This is a genomic window from Nonomuraea sp. SYSU D8015, from assembly GCF_008065375.1.
Taxonomy (GTDB): Bacteria; Actinomycetota; Actinomycetes; order Streptosporangiales; family Streptosporangiaceae; genus Nonomuraea.
In genome coordinates this window covers 506,198-526,141 of the sequence record NZ_VJYI01000003.1, presented here as the reverse complement: position 1 = coordinate 526,141, position 19,944 = coordinate 506,198, and the positions used below count along the sequence as shown (strand labels likewise).

Annotated in this window: 18 protein-coding genes; 13 read left to right on the top strand and 5 right to left on the bottom strand. The window is 69.7% G+C overall.

Translation table 11 applies throughout. From position 1 onward, the window contains the following. Positions 1 to 14 precede the first annotated feature (14 nt). The 3 genes from ID574_RS17855 to ID574_RS17845 all read left to right on the top strand — a co-directional run bounded on the left by ID574_RS17855 (position 15) and on the right by ID574_RS17845 (position 4,926). Positions 15 to 2,921: a M36 family metallopeptidase gene (locus ID574_RS17855; RefSeq protein ID WP_223166803.1), complete on the top strand. Its 2,907-nt coding sequence runs from the start codon at positions 15 to 17 to the stop codon at positions 2,919 to 2,921. A 105-nt stretch (positions 2,922 to 3,026) separates the two neighbouring features. Further along, positions 3,027 to 4,232 carry an amidohydrolase family protein gene (locus ID574_RS17850; protein WP_188190004.1) on the top strand — a complete coding sequence of 402 codons (1,206 nt, stop codon included), beginning with the start codon at positions 3,027 to 3,029 and terminating at the stop codon, positions 4,230 to 4,232. After that, complete coding sequence (locus ID574_RS17845) at positions 4,225 to 4,926, top strand: methyltransferase (RefSeq protein WP_188190003.1); 702 nt, start codon at positions 4,225 to 4,227, stop codon at positions 4,924 to 4,926. The genes ID574_RS17850 and ID574_RS17845 overlap by 8 nt, the downstream gene beginning before the upstream one ends. A gap of 25 nt (positions 4,927 to 4,951) precedes the next feature. On the opposite strand, the gene ID574_RS17840 is transcribed toward ID574_RS17845, so the two are convergent. The 3 genes from ID574_RS17840 to ID574_RS17830 form a co-directional block, all read right to left on the bottom strand. Then, the gene (locus ID574_RS17840) at positions 4,952 to 5,344 is read right to left on the bottom strand and encodes a hypothetical protein (RefSeq protein WP_188190002.1); all 393 of its coding nucleotides are present in this window, start codon (positions 5,342 to 5,344) and stop codon (positions 4,952 to 4,954) included. A 125-nt stretch (positions 5,345 to 5,469) separates the two neighbouring features. Continuing rightward, entirely contained in the window at positions 5,470 to 6,729 is a 1,260-nt protein-coding gene (locus ID574_RS17835) for a serine hydrolase domain-containing protein (RefSeq protein ID WP_223166802.1), read from the bottom strand. Between the two features lie 141 nt (positions 6,730 to 6,870). After that, positions 6,871 to 7,680 (bottom strand): PaaX family transcriptional regulator, encoded by an 810-nt coding sequence (locus tag ID574_RS17830; RefSeq protein WP_188190001.1) that lies wholly within the window; start codon positions 7,678 to 7,680, stop codon positions 6,871 to 6,873. Between the two features lie 117 nt (positions 7,681 to 7,797). Here ID574_RS17830 and ID574_RS17825 point away from each other — a divergent pair, with 117 nt between their 5' ends. After that, a complete protein-coding gene (locus tag ID574_RS17825; protein WP_188190000.1) occupies positions 7,798 to 8,523 on the top strand; it encodes an alpha/beta fold hydrolase in 726 nt (241 codons plus the stop codon). On the opposite strand, the gene ID574_RS17820 is transcribed toward ID574_RS17825, so the two are convergent. After that, positions 8,513 to 8,656, bottom strand: a complete 144-nt coding sequence (locus ID574_RS17820; RefSeq protein WP_188189999.1) for a hypothetical protein — start codon at positions 8,654 to 8,656, stop codon at positions 8,513 to 8,515. The two genes, ID574_RS17825 and ID574_RS17820, sit on opposite strands and share 11 nt — an antisense overlap. A gap of 843 nt (positions 8,657 to 9,499) precedes the next feature. Then, entirely contained in the window at positions 9,500 to 9,955 is a 456-nt protein-coding gene (locus ID574_RS17815; RefSeq protein ID WP_188189998.1) for a tetratricopeptide repeat protein, read from the bottom strand. Between the two features lie 831 nt (positions 9,956 to 10,786). On the opposite strand from ID574_RS17815, the gene ID574_RS17810 reads away from it, so the two are divergent. From ID574_RS17810 to ID574_RS17770, 9 genes are all read left to right on the top strand, one after another. Next, entirely contained in the window at positions 10,787 to 11,227 is a 441-nt protein-coding gene (locus ID574_RS17810) for a hypothetical protein (RefSeq protein ID WP_188189997.1), read from the top strand. Between the two features lie 95 nt (positions 11,228 to 11,322). Beyond that, complete coding sequence (locus ID574_RS17805) at positions 11,323 to 11,709, top strand: hypothetical protein (protein ID WP_188189996.1); 387 nt, start codon at positions 11,323 to 11,325, stop codon at positions 11,707 to 11,709. 633 nt (positions 11,710 to 12,342) lie between these two features. After that, positions 12,343 to 13,377: a LacI family DNA-binding transcriptional regulator gene (locus ID574_RS17800; RefSeq protein ID WP_188189995.1), complete on the top strand. Its 1,035-nt coding sequence runs from the start codon at positions 12,343 to 12,345 to the stop codon at positions 13,375 to 13,377. A gap of 747 nt (positions 13,378 to 14,124) precedes the next feature. Then, entirely contained in the window at positions 14,125 to 15,039 is a 915-nt protein-coding gene (locus ID574_RS17795) for a carbohydrate ABC transporter permease (RefSeq protein ID WP_188190296.1), read from the top strand. Then, entirely contained in the window at positions 15,032 to 15,859 is an 828-nt protein-coding gene (locus ID574_RS17790; RefSeq protein ID WP_188189994.1) for a carbohydrate ABC transporter permease, read from the top strand. Before ID574_RS17795 ends, ID574_RS17790 begins: the two co-directional genes overlap by 8 nt. 20 nt (positions 15,860 to 15,879) lie before the next feature. Beyond that, a complete protein-coding gene (locus tag ID574_RS17785; RefSeq protein ID WP_188189993.1) occupies positions 15,880 to 17,163 on the top strand; it encodes an ABC transporter substrate-binding protein in 1,284 nt (427 codons plus the stop codon). A 26-nt stretch (positions 17,164 to 17,189) separates the two neighbouring features. After that, positions 17,190 to 18,290 (top strand): Gfo/Idh/MocA family protein, encoded by a 1,101-nt coding sequence (locus ID574_RS17780; RefSeq protein WP_188189992.1) that lies wholly within the window; start codon positions 17,190 to 17,192, stop codon positions 18,288 to 18,290. Then, entirely contained in the window at positions 18,287 to 19,192 is a 906-nt protein-coding gene (locus ID574_RS17775; protein ID WP_223166801.1) for a DUF6807 domain-containing protein, read from the top strand. The genes ID574_RS17780 and ID574_RS17775 overlap by 4 nt, the downstream gene beginning before the upstream one ends. Continuing rightward, complete coding sequence (locus ID574_RS17770) at positions 19,189 to 19,914, top strand: cupin domain-containing protein (protein WP_188189990.1); 726 nt, start codon at positions 19,189 to 19,191, stop codon at positions 19,912 to 19,914. Before ID574_RS17775 ends, ID574_RS17770 begins: the two co-directional genes overlap by 4 nt. Positions 19,915 to 19,944 lie beyond the last annotated feature (30 nt).

Genomic DNA, 19,944 nt, shown 5'->3' with positions numbered 1-19,944 from the left:
CGCAGGAGGAACCGGTGTCGTCAAAGTCCTGGTTACGCAGCAGCACCCTCATCGTCGTCGCGCTGGTCGCGTCGGCGCTGGCCCCCACCGGGGCCGCGCGCGGCGCACCCGGCGGGCAAGCACCCATCGTCCACGACTTCCAGGCCGAGGAGCACGGCAAACCGGATGTGGACAACCGGCAGGGCCGGGTGCCGCCGCCCGCCGGCGTCAATGCGCGCAGGGCAGGCCCCGAGGCCGAGATCCGCTGGAACGCCCTCGGCACCCCCGCGGCCGTCGTCAGCGCCGAGCCGCTGGCCGAGGGCCTGGGGGCCGACCCCGAGCAGGCGGCACGCGCCTACCTCAAGAACAACGAGGCCATCTTCGGCTTATCGGCCGAGGCCGTGGACGCGCTGGAGCGGGTCGCGGTCAACCCCATCGGCGCGGGCCACGCCGTGCTGCTGCGGCAGAAGTTCGGCGACCTGCCGGCCGGCGTGGACGGGCTCGTCGCGGTCGGCGTGGTCGACGGCACGATCCGGCACGTCACGTCCTCGCTGTCGCGCGCCACGCAGGCGCCGCCGGCCGCGGCGATCACCGCGCAGCAGGCGATGGAGATCGCGGCCAGGGACGGCGGCATCGATCTGGCCACGGCGACCACCAAGCAGGCGGCCCCGGTGGCGGTGCCCGCGCCCGACGGGGTGCACAACGCCTACCAGGTCGTGCTGATCGGCGGCGGGGACGGCGAGGCGGCGGGGTACACGACGCACGTGGACGCGGTCAGCGGCGCCGTCCTGGTGCGGGAGAACCTCGTCGACCACCACGCCGACCCGGAGAACCCGCACTGGGAGGTGTTCCCGGCGAACCCGCGCGACGACTACTCCTCCGCCGACACGCGCCAGACCTGGTGCCACACGCCCGGCCCGGGCTGTGACTACGTGAGCGGCGGCGACCCGGCGACGGGCAAGGCGTGGGACGTCGACCACGGCACCGGCGAGCCGACGAACACCAGCCTCGGCAACGCGGCCAGGACGTTCGAGAACCGGGCCAGCGGCGACCCGTTCACCGTCGGCACCCGCTCCAACGTGCTCACGCCGAGCAGGAACTACGTCTACCCGTGGCGTAACACCTGGTACGAGGCCAAGTGCGACCCGGCCGTGCTCGACCAGCCCGGCGAGAACGACCTCGAGGCCGCGATCGCCAACCTGAACGCCATGCACAACCGCATGCACGACTGGTCGTACCGGCTCGGCTTCACCGAGACCGCCTGGAACATGCAGGACGACAACGGCGACCGCGGCGGGCTCGGCGACGACCCCGAGCAGGGCAACGCCCAGGCCGGCGCGCGGGTGCTGTCCGTACGCGACAACGCCAACCAGATCACCGGCCCCGACGGGGTCGCGCCGATCACCAACATGTACCTGTGGCAGCCGATCGCCGGCGCCTTCTACGCGCCCTGCGTGGACGGCGACTACGACATGTCGGTCATCGGCCACGAGTACACCCACGCGATCTCCGGCCGCATGATCGGCGGCCCGGACGCCGGGTGGAGCGGCGCGCAGGCCGGCGCCATGAACGAGAGCACCTCCGACCTGTTCGCGATGGAGTACCTCTTCGAGTACGGCTTCCGCCCGTCCGGCGCGACGCCGTACGTCACCGGCGGCTACGTGACCGGCGACAGACAGCGCGGCATCAGGAACTACGACATGTCCAAGTCGCCGCTCAACTACAGCAACCTCAACTACGACCTCGTCGGCCAGCAGGTCCACGCGGACGGCGAGATCTGGTCGGCCACGCAGTTCGACGTGCGCGCGGCCTTCCTCAAGCGGTACGGCGACGGCACGGCCAAGCTGCAGCGCTCGTGCGCCGACGGGAAGACGCCGGTCGAGAAGTGCCCGGGCAACCGGCGCTGGGCGCAGCTGTCGTTCGACGCGCTGCTGCTGATGGCCTCGGGCGCGGTCACGTACGTCGACCACCGCGACGCGCTGCTCGCGGCCGACGCGATCCGCTTCGGCGGCAAGAACCAGGACATCATGTGGCGCGCGTTCGCCGAGCACGGCCTGGGCAGGGACGCCGCCAGCACCGGGCCGAACGACGGCGAGGCGACGCCGAGCTTCGTCAACCCGACGGGCAGGAACGGCTCGCTGCAGATGAAGCCCCTGGGCGAGGCCAAGGACGCCGCGCTGCGGCTGTACGTCGGCGACTACGAGGGACGCGTGGTCCCGGTCGCCGACACCGACCCGGCCACGCCGCTCGGCGACACCGTGGAGATGACGCCCGGTGTCTACGACTTCGTGGTCGCGGGCAGCGGGTTCGGGCACAAGCGGCTGAAGTTCGCCGTCCTTCCGGGCGTCAAGCTGCCGCTGCCGCTGCTGCTGACCCGCAACCACGCCTCCGCGTCGAACGGCGCGGCGGCCTCGGGCGACGGCGTCAACCAGGCCAAGCTGATCGACGAGACCGAGGCCACGAACTGGGCCTCGCTCACCGGCGCCCCCGCCGGCAAGTCGGTCGTCGTGGACCTGGCCGGCGACGCCCCCGTCAAGGTCGGGCGGGTGCAGGTCAGCGCGATGCTCCGGCCGAACGTCAACGACCCGGCCGACCCCGGCGGGCAGAACCGGTTCTCCAGCCTGCGTGCCTTCGAGGTGCTGGCGTGCAGCTCCGGCTGCGCCGACCCGGCGAACTTCAAGAAGATCTACACCAGCCCGGCGGACGCCTTCCAGACGTCGCTGCCGCGGCCCAGAGGCGCGGACATGATCTTCAAGTCGTTCGACGTGCGCGACACCAGCGCCACGCACCTGGTGCTGCGGGTGGTCAGCAGCCAGTGCACCGGTAACCCGCTGTACGCGGGGGAGCAGGACAACGACCCCAACTCCGCGACGGACTGCGCCACGGCCAGCCCGCAGCGGGAGCACGTGAGGGCGGCCGAGTTCCAGGCGTTCTCACACTGATCCTTTTCTGGGCGAGCCCGCGTGGATCACGCGGGCTCGCCTTTTTGCTTGCCTCGAATAGTTAGGAGCCGTACTATCTTACGCAGAACTAGATGAGGGAGAGGCATGCGTACCTTGATCCGTGACGTCCGCGTCTTCGACGGCGAGCGGACCGTTTCCCGCGCCGACGTCGTGATCGACGGCGACCGCATCGCCGACGCCGACGCCGCGGCCGGACCCGTGGACGTGGAGGTGGACGGCGCCGGCAAGACCCTGCTGCCCGGCCTGATCGACGCGCACACGCACGCCTTCGACGGCGACCTGGCGGAGGCGCTGAAGTTCGGCGTCACCACCGAGCTCGACATGAACAACCTGCCGCCCGTCCTGGCCGAGCAGCGCCGCCAGGCCGCCGAGCGCGACGACGTGGCCGATCTCCGCAGCTCCAGCATGATCGCCACCGTGCCGGGCGGGCACCCGACCCAGATCATGACGCCCGACCTGCTCAAGGCCCTCGGCTCGGACCGCGGGCTCGACACGGTCGCCGATGCCGACCAGGCCAAGGCGTTCGTGGAGGCGCGGCTGGCCGAGGGCGCCGACTACCTGAAGATCGCCGTCGACGACGGCGCGGCGGCCGGGATGGAGCTGCCCGCACTCAGCCCCGAGCTCGCCGCCGTCCTGGTCGAGGCCGCGCACGCCGCCGGGCTGCGGGTCGTCGCCCACACGGTGACGGCCCGCGAGGCTCTCATCGCGCTCGACGCCGGGGCCGACGGGCTGGCACACCTCTACACCGACGCGGGCGGGGAGCGCGCCGAGGAGATGGCCGGGATCATCTCGGCCTACGATGCCTTCGTGGTGAGCACGATCACCTACATCGAGGCCGTCACCGGAGACCCGGGCGGCGCGGAGCTGCTCCGGGACCCGCGCGTGGCGGGGCGGATGTCCGAGCGTTCGAAGGCCACGTTCACGCGCGACTACACCGGCATCCCCGTGCACTCGGAAGGCGTGGTCAACGCCTCGCAGGCGGCGGCCGCGCTGGTGCGGGCCGGTGTGCCCGTGCTGGCGGGGACGGACTGCACGCCGTTCGGGCCCGTGCACGGGGCGGGGTTGCACCATGAGCTGTTGATGCTGACCGAGGCCGGGCTGACGCCGGAGCAGGCGCTCACGGCGGCCACCAGCCTGACCGCCCGCCGCTTCGGCCTCGCCGACCGCGGCCGGATCGCCCCCGGCCTCCGCGCCGACCTGCTGCTGGTGGACGGCGACCCGACCACCGACATCACGGCCACCCGCGCCATCGCGGACGTGTGGCGGGGCGGGGTGCGTCAGGGTGGGTAGCCACGTCCCGAGGGTCTCTCCGGAGGAGGCAGAGCTCATCCGCCAGTGGCACGAGCGGGCCTACGAGGCCGCCAGGGCCGAGGCCGGCGACGAGCGGACGTTCACCTACCTGGGCCGGACCCTGGTCGTCCCGCCCCAGGTGCAGCCGATCACCGGCATGTCGCATCTGCTGGGCGAGGCCGTGCTCGCGGAGGTCCGCGCGGGCGACCGCGTCCTGGACATGGGCACCGGCTGCGGCGTCAACGCCGTCCTGGCCGCCGCGACGGCGGATCGGGTGGTGGCGGTCGACATCAACCCCGTCGCCGTCGAGGCCGCCCGCCGCAACGCCGAGCGCAACGGGGTGGCCGACCGGGTCGAGGTCCGTCGCAGCGACGTCTTCTCCGCCGTCGAGGGCTGCTTCGATCTGATCGTCTTCGACCCGCCGTTCCGGTGGTTCGCGCCCCGCGATCTCCTGGAGGCGGCCACCACCGACGAGGACTACCGGGCCATGACGACGTTCTTCCGCCAGGCCGGGAGGCATCTCACTCCTGCGGGCCGGATGCTGGTCTTCTTCGGCACCTCAGGCGACCTGCCCTACCTGAGGCAGCTGATCGACGAGCAGGGCTTCGTCACGGAGGTCCTCGCCCAGCGGGAGCTGAGCAGGGACGGCAGGTCGGTCCGCTACTTCACGTTCCGCCTGAGGCCCGGCGGGTGAGCGCCGCGCCTCAGGCGGAGTGCTCCTAGTAGATGCGGTACTTCTTGCCGCAGTTGTCGAACTTGCCGGCCCAGCAGGTGTAGGTGTAGACCTTCTTGATCCCGTGGCCGTTCCAGGCGCCGACGACCTTGCCGTCCCACGACTTGTTGAAGCGGTGCCAGCCGCCGTTCTGGTAGTACTCGAACCAGACCCAGCCCTTCTTGCCGCCCTTGTTGTCGACCCCGTACCACTTCGTGTAGACCTTCCCGCCCTTCTTCCACGTCTTGCCGAAGGTGTAGGCCTTGTGGTCGCTGGAGAAGAGCTTGCCCCAGCTGGTGCCGGTCGTGGAGTGGGTGGCGGCCTGAGCGGCCGGGGCGACGGCGAGGCCGGTGACGGCCATCGAGCCGGCGAGAGCCGCGATCGCAAGGGTCTTACGCATGGTGGGTTTCCTCCCCGTGTCGGTGCTGCCGGGTTCGTCCGGCAGCACGGGACACTACGGAGCGCGGGAGGGAACCACTGCGCACAAATCCACACGTCGAGAGTGACGAGGAGCACAGGCGGCGGTCAGCGCCGGTCGGCGGGGAACGGCGTGACCGGCGCCTGGGCCGTCCTCGCCGTGGCGGCGCCCTGCCCGCACAGCGCCAGGAGCATGTGATCGACGATCGCGTAGTCGATGGGGCTCGGTTCGACGGCGCCGTTCTCGTCGATGCGCTGGTACTTGGCGCGGTTCAAGCCGAACGACACCTGACGGCGCCCGTCCGGGCTGGACAGTGACTGCGTGAGCATGCCGAAGACGCCGCCGTCGTGTCCCCAGAACCGGCCGCACGGCAGGTCGAGCGCGTAGATGCCGAGGCCGTAGGCGTCGATCTGGCCCCCGCCCACCCGCACGGGGACCGTCTTCTGCATCTCGGCGAGTTGCGCCGTGCCGACGAGGTCGCCGCGCAGCAACGCCCGGTAGAACCGGTTGAGGTCCTCCATGGTGGAGGTGACGGCACCGGCCGTGCCCGCCCACGACATGTCGTAGACGCTGTAGTCGCGCGGCGGGTCGATCAGCCCGAACAACGACTCGTACGCCTTGGAGTGCGGCCCCGGGATGTGCGGCGTGCGCGGGAACGACGTGTGCCGCAGGCCCGCCCTGCGGATCACGTCGCGGGTGATGTAGCGCTCGGCGCTTTCGCCCGTCACCTTCTCCAGCAGCAGGCCGGCGAGCACGTAGTTGGTGTTCGAGTACGACCCCGTCGCCGCGCCGGGCTCGCCGGTCGGGGCCCCGCCGAGGCCCATCCTGACCAGCTCCGGCGGGGCGATCCTGCGGAAGCGGTGCTCGTCCAGGCTGGCGGGCGAGCCTTCCAGCAGCGACGGGAACGCCGGGGCGACGTAGTCGGCGATGTGGCTGGTGTGGTTGAGCAGCATCCGTACGGTGATCTTCCGGCCGCGCTCGCCCGGCACCAGGTCGGGCAGGTAGCGGCCGATCGGGGCGTCCAGCTCGACGGCGCCGCGCTCCACCTGCTGGAGGACGGCCACGGCGGTGAAGGTCTTGGTGATGCTGCCGACGCGGTGGACCATGTCCGGGCGTACGGGGCGGCGCGTGTCGACGTCGGCCACGCCGGAGGCGCCTCGCCACGTCCGGCCCCCGTCGCGGACGTTCGAGTAGATGCCGTACATGCCGGCTTCGCGCACGGCGTCCAGCGACTGCTGGAGCTCCTGCCTGTCCGTGGACGCGGCCGCCGTGCCGGGAGCCGCCAGGGTGCCTGCCACGAGCAGCGCGCCCATCGCGGTCACGACGGCCATCCGCTTGCCGCGCTGCGTTGATTGCCGAGAGATCATGTCCATCAGCATGATCGAATCGGTGGTGCCGGCGTTAGTCCGCTATGTCACCGACTCCCCATGACATGGGTCATGCCGGAGCCATGACAACTCCTCCCACAGATGACATGTTGATGTCTGTCGTTTGGAAAGTGACACACGTCAGGTGGCGGTGGGGTCGGCCGTCAGGCGGTCGGCGTACGCCTCGGCCTCGCTCCGCAGCAGCCCGTGGGCCTCCAGGAACACCTCGTGGGCAGCCCGGCCGCACCACCCCTCGGGCAGCAGCTCGGGTGGCAGGTCCGGATCGCGGAACGGGAACATGCGGTAGTCGTGGATCAGCCGCATGCGCTCGACCAGCGCCTCCCGGCCACGCAGCTCGCCGGCGCGATAGGCGGCGAGCCGGGGGCGGTAGTGGTCGAGCAGGCGCCGGTAGTCCTTGTCCAGCGCGGTCAGGTCCCACGACCTCGCCGCCATCTCCCGGTCGGCCGCGGCGCCCTCGGAACGGGCGCGCAACACGTCCAGCCGGATCGCGGGATGGCCGGCGAAGTCTGCCCTGACCTGCCCGACGCGGTCGTGGGGGCTGATCCACACCGAGGCCGACAGCAGGCCGAACCCGAGCCAGGCCAGCCGCTTGCGCAGCTGTTCGCGCAGGGTCCGCTCGCTCTCGGGCACCGAGTAGATGACCATGTGCCACTGGCCGTCCCACGGACCGGTCTCGCGGGCGAAGATCCGCGCCCTGCCGTCGTCGAGCAGCCGCCAGGCGGCGTCGGTGAGGACGTAGCGCGTCTCCCTGCCCTCGCGGCGGCCGTCCAGCCAGCCCTCCTTGCGCATGCGCGCCACCACGACGCGCACCGTCGCCTCGGGCACGTCGAAGCACCCCATGAGCGCCACCAGGCCGCGCAGCCGCACCTCGCCGCCGCGATAGCGCAGGTAGTCCCCGAACAGATCGAAGACCAGCGACCGTGGCTTCACCCGTGCCTCCCGATTATTCGTTTCAACTTCTTGACGATCGTCTCACAATCGGCCCATATTTCAATGACGGACCGCCACGCCACGTGGCGGCGTACCGCCACGTCGCAAGGAGACGCCATGGCAGAGACTTTCGTCCTCATCAGCGGTGCCAGTCACGGGGGCTGGACCTGGCGGCTCGTCGCCCAGCACCTGCGTGCCGCCGGCCACCAGGTCCTCACCCCCACCCTGCCCGGGCTGGCCGACGGCGACGACCCCCAGCGACACAGTCTGGCGGAGGTCAGCGACTTCATCGTCGACCTCGTCGAGGGCGCCGACCTGCGGGACGTCACCCTGGTGGGGCACAGCTGGGGCGGCTACCCGCTCACCGGCGCCGCCCACCGGCTCGCGCCCCGGCTGCGCAAGCTCGTCTACTGGGGCGCGTTCGTGCCGGCGGAGGACACGCCTCTGCTGGAGGAGGTTCCCCCGCACTACGCCGAGATGTTCACCCAGCTCGCGGCCGCGTCCGGCAACAACAGCGTCCTCTTCCCCTACGAGGTGTTCTGCGCCGCGTTCATGCAGGACGCCGACGAGACCACGCAGCGTCTGATCCACAGCCTGCTGGTGCCCCAGCCGATGCGGTACTTCACCGAGACCGTCGCCCCGGTGGATCCCGCGGCGCTCGGCGTGCCGGCCGCCTACGTGGTCGGCACGGAGGACTTCGCGCTGCCGCCCGGCGAGTTCGGCTGGACGCCGCGCTTCCCGCGGCGCCTCGGGGCCGGCACCCCCGTGATCGAGCATCCGGGCAGCCACGAGGCCCAGTTCACCCGCCCGGCGGAGCTCGCCGCCGCCCTCCTCAAGGCCTGACGGCAGTCGCCTGCTGCACGTGCGCGTCCTCGGGTACGTCGCGGCCGGTTGTCCATCCGCTGATCCGCTGCTTGGTCACCGTGGCGTTGACCTGGCGGCTGCGGAGAATGGCGTTGACTCTGCGGGCGATCATTTTCAGGAACTGGCCGTGGTCGCGGGGCCACGTGAACGAGTTCGCTCAGGCGGGCGGCGTACCAGGCGCGGGGGTCGCGCCGCGCTGGCCTCACCGGCCGCCGCCCGTGGGCGACGCCGTCCGCCCGTGTCCGGGCCGGACACTTTCGCTGGACGTTGACCTGCGGCTTCGCTCGGCCGGGCCAGTCTCCGTGGTTGAACGCCCGTTCGCGGAACCGCCGAGGTAACTCTCCCTGCTCCGATGATGCCTCGGATGCTGGGGAGTGACCGTGGCGATGCGATGAATCACCGCTGCCGGGTCTGGCCACTGAACGGATCCGGCCGGTGCTGGCGAACACCGATGGCGTCAACGTGAACGTTCGGCTGACGTGCCTGACCGGTAAGCGCCATGTCGTGCGACTTTCGATCTGAGCCGAATCACGTTCCTGGGGGAGAGGGTGCGCTCGACGATGAACCCGATCGCAGTGTGAGCCGAACCGCAAGGAGGCAAGGTATGGATGTAGCACGCATTCCCGTTCGACGGCTCATCGTCAGACTCGCCGTCATCGTCGGCACGGTCATCGTCCTCATCCCGGTTCGGCCGAGCTAGCCGGAGCGAAACCAGGATGATCGCGTTGGCGTCGAGAGGCCGCACAACGGGCTACAGCTTCCTGCTTTCCGGCAACGGCGGAGCAGTCCTGCGCTACCGAATGTGTCGACGCGAGACCTATCAGGACGTTCGAGCGCTGCTTTCGTCTGCCCACCAACTGCGGAACTCGGGAGAACGTCGTCCTTCAGGCGATGGCCTCCAACGAACCCGAAGCGGTTGACCTGCAGGCTCAGCGTGAAGATAGACCGCTCTGCCTCACCGACCCTCGAGGCGAGCCACCGCCTTCTCGGCGTCATGATGATCAAGTTCGTTCAGCAGGACTTTGGCCTGTGACCAGGCGTGCCGCGCCGCATCGAGCTCGTTGAGTGCGCCGTGGTTGTCGCCCAGGTGGAGGAGGACTTCCCCTTGGTGGTATTGATCGCCTAGCTCCACGAACAGATCGAGCGCCTTGTGATAGGAGGCGGTGCTCTGTTGGAGGTCGCCGAGGTGGTGATGGGCGTGTCCAAGGGTGTCCCACGCGGCTGCTGCTCCCGGTCGGTTGCCCAGGTCCTGATGGAGAGTGACCGCGTCTTGGCTGTAGATCAGGCCTTTGGCATAGTCGCCGATTTGGCAATAATGCCAGCCGATGTTGTTGAGGGTAGCGGCCAGTCCCTGGCGATGGTCGGCGATGCGGTACCGCTGCAAGGCCGACTGGAGGAGGCGCTCGACCACAGCAGCCAGGCCTGCGCACTGATCAGGAAGACCGGTGACTCCGTCCAGTTGGTCAGAGCGGGCGTACGCTCTCAACCGCCTCGGCGACACGCACCACGCTGCAGGGCAGTGCGACGCGGCCATTAATTACTGCCCGGCGGCAGGCGCTCGGCATCCTCGACGCGCTGGACCATCAGGACGCCGAGGCGGTCAGGAGCAAGCTCGCCTGACCGGCAGGGCGGGGCATCTCGTTGTCCGTTCACGCCCAAGGCCGCATCCCGGGCATGCGTGTCGGGCGGGTGTTCGATGAACAGGTGAGCGCCGACGGGCCGGTCTGTCGGCGAGGCAGACTGCCGTGGCCTGGGAGATGTCGGGTCCCGGATTGAGCGCCGACAGCCACAGGCGCGCGGCTTGGGGCAACAACGCTCGGGAGGGCCAGGAGAACACGGCTCGCAGATTGGTTGCCGCGTCGGCTTTGTGACCACCTGGTTGGCGTGCGGCGCAGGCAGCGAGAGCAGGGCCAGGCGCTCCATTTGACAGCGTCCGGAGACCGCCCGATCGCTTCCGACGTCACGTACGGTGCGTATGTTCTAGCCCGCGTGCCGCGTAGAGTTCCCGCTGGATCATGCTGGCCCCGACGCGGTTCCAGGCGAATCAGCTCACCGAGTGAACGAGGCGCCGGCCGCATCAACCATCCCCGTTTGAATCGCCGCGTCTTCCGCCGATTCTGCCCATATCTGCCTCTTACCGCAACGGGCGGGCGGGTTTTCCCGCCTACAGCGGCAGCCTTCGGCAGCCGGGCGTTTATCGGCCGTCAACCAGGAAATCGGCACGCTCGAATAGCGTGCCATCATGCGAACGAACATTCGGCGCGGCTTGATCGCCGCCACCGCAGCCGTGGTCTTCACGGTGACGAACGTTGCTCCCGCACTGGCCGATTCCTCCTCCGGCAACTGCAGCAGCCTCGGCTACAGCGCGACAGGCCGAGCCAACTACACCACCGGCGGTACCGGCGTCCGCTACATCAGCAGCTTCAGCTGGACCATCAACGAGCAATCCGGCTCGACCAAGAACGACGTCATCATCGAGCTCAAGAGAGACGACACCCTCCGCCCCGACCCTGTCCTCTACACCTGGTCCACCGGGTCGGCGCGGAACGGCGACGGCAGCCACACGCCGCCGTACGCGCTGGAGATGCCGGTGCTGTGGCGCGTCTACGCGCGTTACCACTTCATCTTCGACCGCAACAATTTGGGCGACCCGGAATGTTACGCGCGCACGAGCAATTTCTAACGCCCATCACATGCCTAAAGGAAGGAAATTCGGCCATGCGCAGTGCCGTCCGTAACATTCTCACAGCGGGGGCGGCTGTCGCCGTATTCACGGCTGTGAGCGCCTCTCCGGCACACGCCGAACTGGTGCCGGGCGGGTGCACCGCATCCAACAACTACACCGGCACCGGCTGGGTGGAGTTCTACCACGACTCCAGGACGAACAGCAGCGTCATTCACGGCTACCGCTGGAACATCAACGGCCAGTCCGGCTCGACCAAGAACAACGTCGTCATCGAGTTGAAGAGAGACATCTCCTGGGGCGAGGATGACGTCATCTACCGCTGGAAGACGGGTTCCGCGCACAACGGCACGGGCAGCCACACGCCGCCGTCGCGGATCTCGGTGCCGAGCAGCTGGACGATGTACGGCAGGTTCCACTTCATCTTCGACCGCAACAACAACACCGATCCGGATTGCCACGCGAGGACGGGCAGCTTCTGACGCCTGCCTTTCCCCTGGAAACCCGTCGGCTTCGACAGCCGAGGGCGCCGGGGACGGTTGATGGCCGCTGTGACCCGGGATCACGCCGGAGCATCGGTCATGGCCTCGCCCACCGCGGGCAAGCCCAGGCCGGTGACCACCTGGGGGTGGCTCCTCTGGCAGAAAGGGGCCGGACCGGGACAGGGCCCCTCGTGCAGCACAATGGACCCCCACGTGGCCGTTCTGTCACGCCGATCTTCGAGTGATCCAGATCGTGACAGAACGGCCACGCCCATGCGCAACGTGTTGCAAGACCGCGACCAGCATCAACCGCGCGCGCCAGAACTCACACTCCGTAGTCCCACCCCATGGAGTGAGACAGAGCCAGAAACTCGTGTCCGTCCACAGGCAGCCTGGGTGGCATGGGCGGCATAGGTGCCCTGGCTGGGTGCCCTGGCCTGGGTGGCGTCGGTGACGTGGGCCGCGTGGGCTTGGCGGTCTGGGCGGCCTGGGCAGGTGCGCAGCCCTGTGCGATCAGTCTGCCGGAAGGCCCGAAGGTGCGGTTCGCCGGGCGACGGTGATGGTCACGTCCTGAGGCCGTGTCGGAAGGTACTCTTCATTACCGGCCCGTACGCCTCGGAAAGGACACCGCACATGCCCCATGCGGCGCGACCTACGGTCACGCTGCACGACGTGGCCGCGGCGGCGGGGGTCTCGGTCGCCACCGCGTCCCGGGTCCTGGGCGGCAGCACCCGGAAGGTCGCGCCCGAGTACGAGGCCCGCGTGCTGGCCGCGGCCGCGGCCCTGCGGTACACGGTGGACGCCTCGGCCAGGGCGATGCGCCGGGCGAGCGACAACATCGCGCTCGTCGCCGACGACCTCACGACGCCGTCCATCGCCATGGTCGTGGCCGCGATGGAGCGCGAGGCGCGTACGGCGGGGGCCTTCGTCACCGTGTCGTCCACCATGGCGGCGCACGAGCGGCAATTGGAGACCGTCCGCCTGCTGCGGTCGCTGCGGCCGCGCGCGCTCGTGCTGACCTCCAGCCGGTTCATGGCCAATGCGCTCGGCGGGCGACTGCACAAGGAATTGGCCGCGTACGAGCGGGAGGGCGGCCGGGTCGTCATGGTCGGCGAGACGGACATGGACTTCGACGCGATCGGTTTCGACGACTACGGCGCGGGGCGGGCCGCCGGCGCTTTCATCGCGGAGACCGGGCATCGGCGGGTGGCGATATTCGCCGGCGTCAGAGAGCTGCGGACCGCGTCCGATCGTACGGCGGGATTCGTCGACGGATTGCGGGCCGGAGGCGTTGACGAGCGGGATATCCGCACCATTTACTGCGAAATCAGCCGCCAAGGCGGATTCGACGCGGCGCGGCGGCTGGCCGATGAGGGAATGGACGGGCGGCAGGCCGTTCTCGCGCTCAACGACATCGTCGCCATTGGGGCCATGTCGGGTTTCCGGGCGGCCGGGATAAACGTTCCCGAGGACGTTTCCGTGACCGGGATCGACGATATTCCGCTGGCCGGTGACGTGACGCCGAGATTGACGACGGTGGCGCTTCCCTTGGCGGACGCGGGGGCGGAGGCGATCCGCTTCGCGCTCGCGGACGCCGCCGAGCCCCGCCGCCTGATCGTCGAGGGCCGCCTGATCATCCGCGCCAGCACCCGCCCCCGCCACCCCTGACCGACATCGCCGCTGACCGACATCGCCCCTGACCGACATCGCCCCGCCGATCCGCCACACCGGCGCGCGCCCGATTGTCGCCGCTTCAGCGCGCACCGCCGTCGCCCGTCTACCCGCTGCGTCGCCCCGCCGCTTGGACCCGCCGCGCCGCCGCGCCGGGACGCGCCGTTGACGTGCGCCGGCCTGCGGTGGGCCTGGGTGTGGTCCCGCCACGTGTGCCTGGGCGTGACGTGACGGCGCCCGCCGCACCGCGGCCCCCGCCGCACCGCGTTCCCTCCGGCGCGACAGCGTCCGTGCCGAGGCGTCGGCGCGATGCGGGGCAGGCGGTGTTTGTGCCGGTCGTATTGTTACTGTCCGTAATGGCCGCTCCTTTCGTCGAGGGCCGCTGTGCGGTGTGCGGCCGGAGTGCCCCGGCGGCGGGCCGACGGGGGTGGTGACAGGGGTGCGGGGCTGCGTCGCGGCCAAGCGCCGGCGTCTGTACCGCGACTTCGCCCACCCATGCCGCGAGCATTCGTGCAGGTCGCAGTGGTGTAACGGGATGCCGGCCGTCAATCGGCCGACCGCTCACACCGCGTGACGGGCCCCGTGATCACAGGCACCGTAGCGCTCTTGACGCTTGCGTGACCAGCATGCAAACTGCGGAATACGTTTTCCGGAGCCCGGGCGGACCCCGTCTCCCAGTGACAGGAGGTCACGGATGATCGCGTCGAGGAGGCCCGCGTGAGCGCTCTCGGCGAGCTCCAGCGCATGCGCAAGGGCAGCCGCGGAACCCTCGGCGTCGCACGAGAACCCAAGAAGGACAACAAGGCCGCGTTCGCGTTCCTGCTGCCCTGGTTCGCGGGCCTGCTGTTCATCACGGCCGGCCCCATCGCCGCCTCGTTCGTGCTGGGCTTCACCGACTACAACCTGATCCAGCCACCGGTCTTCAACGGCCTGGACAACTGGATGCGGATGCTCGGCGACGCCCGCCTGCACAAGGCGCTCGGCGTGACGCTGGTCTACGTCCTCGTCTCCGTCCCGCTGCAGCTGGCCTGCGCCCTGGCGCTGGCCCTCCTGCTCGACAAGGGCCTGCGCGGTCTGGCGTTCTACCGGTCGGCGTTCTATCTGCCGTCCCTGCTCGGCTCCTCCGTGGCCATCGCGGTGCTGTGGCGGCAGATCTTCGGCGCCGACGGCCTGTTCAACCAGGTGTTGTCCATGGCCGGCATCGAGGGCAAGGGTTGGATCTCCGACCCCGACAGCGCGCTGTCGACGCTGATCGTCCTGAACGTGTGGACGTTCGGCGCCCCCATGGTGATCTTCCTGGCGGGCCTGCGCCAGATCCCCGCGATGTACTACGAGGCCGCGGCCACGGACGGGGCAGGCAAGTGGACCCAGTTCAGGAGGATCACGATCCCGCTGCTGTCGCCGATCGTCTTCTTCAACCTGGTCTTGCAGGTCATCCACGCGTTCCAGTCGTTCACGCAGGCGTTCGTGGTCTCGGGCGGCAGCGGCGGGCCGTCGGACTCCACCCTTTTCTACACGCTCTACCTCTACCAGCGCGGATTCGGAAATTTCGACATGGGGTACGCCTCCGCCCTCGCCTGGCTGCTCCTCGTCATCATCGCCGCGTTCACCGCCATCAACTTCTGGGCCGCGAAATTCTGGGTCGTTTACGATGACTGAGCTGCGCAAACTGCTGAGGCACGCCGGCCTGCTCCTGCTGGCCCTGGTGATGCTCTACCCGGTGCTCTGGATGGTGGTCAGCAGCCTGCGGCCCAACAACGAGATCTTCCGCCGCCCCGGCCTGATCCTCGACAGCCTCCAGATCCAGAATTACGGCGAAGGCTGGAACGCCCTGGCCTCCCCGTTCGGCCACTATCTGGCCAACTCGGCGATCCTGGTGCTGGCCTGCATCATCGGCAACCTGGTGTCCTGCTCGATGGCGGCGTACGCGTTCGCCAGGCTCGACTTCACCGGCAAGCGCCTGTGGTTCGCCATCATGCTCGGCACGATCATGCTGCCGATCCACGTGATCATCGTCCCGCAGTACATCATGTTCTCCCAGCTGGACTGGGTGAACACGTTCCTGCCGCTGGTGGTGCCGAAGTTCCTGGCCACCGACGCGTTCTTCGTCTTCCTCATGGTGCAGTTCATCCGCGGGCTGCCCCGCGAGCTGGACGAGGCGGCCAGGATCGACGGTTGCGGCCACGCCCGCATCTTCCTGCGGATCATCCTGCCCCTGATGCTGCCGGCCCTCGCCACGACCGTGATCTTCACCTTCATCTGGACGTGGAACGACTTCTTCGGCCAGCTCATCTACCTGACGGACCCGGAGATGTACACCGTGCCGGTGGCGCTGCGCTCCTTCGTGGACGCCACCGTTCAGACCTCCTGGGGATCCATGTTCGCCATGAGCGTCGTGTCCCTGGCTCCGGTCTTCCTCGCCTTCCTGGTCGGCCAGCGCTACCTCATCCGAGGCATCGCCACCACCGGCGGCAAGTAACCCCCCGAAGAGGAACCATCATGAGACGAATCGCCCTTGCCGCCGCGGCGGCACTCATGCTCACCGCCTGCGGCAGCGGCGGCGGAAGCGCCGGTCAAGAGCTGTCGAAGGAGCCGGTCACCCTCCGCTTCACCTGGTGGGGCGCGGACGAGCGGCACAAGCGCACGCAGCAGGTCATCGATCTCTTCCAGAAGAAGCACCCGAACATCACCGTCAAAGGCGAGTTCAAGGACTGGAACGGCTATTGGGAGAGCCTGGCGACCACCGTGGCCGCCAACGACGCGCCCGACGTCATCCAGATGGACGAGCTCTACCTCGCCTCGTACGCCGAGCGCGGCGCCCTCCTCGACCTCGGGACCGCCACGAAACACCTCAAGACCGCCGACTTCGACAAGTCCGCCCTGGACACCGGCATCGTCAAGGGCAAGCAGTACGCGATCCCCGTCGGACTGAGCACGTACGCGATCGTCGCCAACACCGACCTCCTCGACCAGTTCAAGATCAAGCTCCCGGACGACGGCACCTGGTCCTGGGACGACTTCAAGAAGGCCGGCGCCGAGGTGTCGAAGGCGGGCGGCGGCAAGGTCACCGGCGTCCAGTCCTTCGGCTTCGACGCCGGCAGTCTCAACATCTGGGCCCGGCAGAACGGCGCCGCCCTGTTCGACGTGGCAGGCAAGGTCGCCGTGCCGGAGAACGTCCTGGCGAGCTACTGGACCTTCATCAAGGACCTGGCCAAGTCCGGCGTCTCCCCGGCGCCGTCGGTGACCATCGAGCGGGCCGGCGGCCCGCTGGACCAGTCCGGCACGGCCACCAACGCCTCCGTCTTCGCCACCTGGTGGAACACCCAGCTCACGTCGCTGTCGGCGGCCAGCGGCTCCAAGCTGAAGCTGCTCAGGCTCCCCGGCGAGTCCCAGGCGTCCTCCCCGGCCGCGTACTACAAGCCCTCGATGTTCTGGTCGATCTCCTCGCGGAGCAAGCACCCGGCCGAGGCCGCGGTGTTCGTGGACTTCCTGGCCAACAGCGAGGAGGCGGCGAACATCCTGCTGACCGACCGCGGCGTCCCCGCGAACACGAAGATCCGCGCCGCCATCACCCCGAAGCTGGGGGAGACCGACAAGGCGGCGGTCGAGTTCCTGGACACGATCAAAGTCGGCACCGCGCCCAGGGTGACCCCGAACGGCGCCAGTAATCTCGAAGCCATCATCAAACGGCACACCGAAGAGGTGCTGTTCGACCGGCTCACGCCGGAGCAGGCCGCCAAGTCGTTCATCAAGGAGCTGCAGACGGAGATCGACGGCGCCTGATCCCCCTTCAACCAGGAGTCATCACCTTGTCTCAACCCAGCTACCGGGCCGCCGTCGTCGGCACCGGTGGGATCGCCACCGCCCATGCCCGGGCCATCGCCGCCTCCGGCGGCAGGGCGACGCTCGTCGCCGTGGCCGACGTGGATCTCGGCCGGGCCAAGGAGTTCGCGGGGACCTGGGACGTCCCGCGGGCTCACGGGAGCCTGACCGAGCTGCTGCGGGAGGAGCAGGTGGACCTCGTCCACCTGTGCACGCCGCCGCGGCTGCACGCGCCGCAGGCCGTCGAATGCCTGGAGGCGGGCGCGACGGCCTTAGTGGAGAAGCCGCCGACGCTGTCGCTGGCCGAGTTCGACACGCTGATCGAGGCGGAGAGCCGATCGACGGCGCACGTCGCGACCGTCCTGCAGCATCGCTTCGGCGCGGGCGCGCTGCGCCTGCGCCGCCTGCAGGACGCCGGTGACCTGGGCCGCCCGCTGCTGGCGACCTGCCTCACCCAGTGGTACCGCGACGAGTCCTACTACGCCGTCCCGTGGCGCGGCACCTGGGGGTCGGAGGGCGGCGGCCCGACGATGGGACACGGCATCCACCAGTTCGACCTGCTCCTGTCGGTGCTCGGCCCATGGCATGAGGTCACGGCGACGGCCGCCCGCCGGGCCCGCTCCGTCGACACTGAAGACGTGTCGATGGCGCTGGTGACGTTCGAGAACGGCGCGGTCGCCACTGTCGTCAACTCGGTGGTGTCGCCGCGCCAGACCTCCGAGCTGCGCTTCGACTACGAGCACGCCACGGTCGAGGTCGAGCACCTGTACGGCTACACCGACGACGACTGGACGATCACCCCCGCGCCCGGCCACGAGAACGTGGCCGACCTCTGGACACAGGGTCGCAGCACCGTGCCGAGCAGCCACGAGGGCTGGTTCGCCGCCGTGCTCGACGCCCTCGACCAGGGCCAGGCGCCCCCGGTCACCGCCGGGGACGCCAGGCGGACGATGGAGTTCATCGCCGCCCTGTACGCCTCCGCCTTCACCGGCGAGCGCGTGCGAAGCGGACAGATCACTGCCGACAGCCCGTTCGCCCGGACGATGGAGGGCACGGGAACCCCATGGGAAAAGGTGAGGAACAAGTGACCCTGCAGGTTGATCACGCGCTCGGCCGGTCGGTCGGCGTGTCGGCGGGCGACGTCGAGCTGTTCAGCTACGTCTACCGCCCGGACACGCCGGTGCTGGAGTCGCCAAAGCCGTACCTGCATCCGATCAGGACGCTCGGCGGCCGGCTGGTGTCGTTGTTCCGGCCGCACGACCACGTCTGGCACAAGGGCATCGCCTGGTCGCTGCCGCACGTGGGCGAGCACAACTTCTGGGGCGGCCCGACGTACGTGACCGGCAAGGGCTACGTGCAGCTCGACAACAACGGCAGCGCCACGCACCGCGAGATGACCACGCTGACCGCCGGCGACGACCGCGTCGAGATCGGGCACACGCTCGACTGGTCCTCCCAGGCCGGCGCCCCGGTCATCGAGGAGCGGCGCTCGCTGGCCGCGACCGTCCTGGACGACACGGCCTGGGCGCTGGTGTTCGAGACGGAGATGACGAACGTGTCCGGCGGCACGCTCGACTTCGGCTCCCCGACCACGAAGGGCCGCGAGAACGCCGGCTACGGCGGCCTGTTCTGGCGCGGCCCCCGGTCGTTCACCGGCGGGATCATCCAGTCGCCGGAAGGGGCGGGCGGCGACGAGCTGCGCGGCACGCGGGCCGACTGGTTCGCCTTCCGCGGCAGGCACGACGAGACCGGCGACCGCTCGACGGTCGTCATGGTCGACGACGCCGCGAACCCGCAGCACCCGCCGCAGTGGTTCGCGCGCAGCGAGGACTTCGCGTGCCTGTGCCCGGCGCCGTTCTTCAGCGAGGAGGTGCCGCTGCCGGACGGCGAGAAGCTCCGCTTCAGGTACGCGGTCGTGATCGCCGACGGCGACCGCGGCGAGGACGGCACGGCGCAGCTGGCCAAGCAGGGACGGGCGGCGCTGGCATGACCTTCCCCGGCGGCACGTCGATCAGCCGGCTGACGGTCTACACGGGAGCGTGCGCCGACGGCCTGGAGGGCGGCACGCCGCATCTGCACACCGCCTCCACCGAGGCGTACGTCGTCGTCGGCGGCCGCGGCGCGCTCCAGACCCTCGACATGAACGGCCTGCGCGAGACGGAGCTGAGCGCCGGCTCGACCGTGTGGTTCACGCCCGGCACCATTCACCGGGCGATCAACAAGGGCGGCCTGGAGGTCGTGGTCGTCATGTCGAACGCCGGCCTGCCCGAGGCCGGCGACGCGGTCATGACGTTCCCGCCCGAGATCGTGGCCGACCCCGACCGCTACCGGGAGGCCGCAGCCCTGCCCATCAGTGGGCCCGTCGGTGGGCCCGTCGGTGGGCCCGCGGCGGACGTCGAGGAGGCGGTCGCGCGGCGGCGTGAGCTGGCCGTGGAAGGCTTCCTGCGGCTGGCGGGCGACCCCGCGGAACTGCGGCGCTTCTACGACAGCGCGGTCACCCTGGTCCGGCCCAAGGTCGCGGGCTGGCGGGAGATCTGGGAGAGCACGGTCGCCCAGGAGACCCGCCGCACCGCGGAGATCCTCGACGCCCTCGACCGCGGCGACGGCTCGCACCTCCAGCGGTCCGCGCTGATGGAGAGCCCGCCGCAGCAGCGGTGGGGCATGTGCGGCCACCTGCGCGCCCACGACGTCGCCCACCCGATCGTGCACTGAAACACCCGCCGGGACACCCTCACCCCCCAC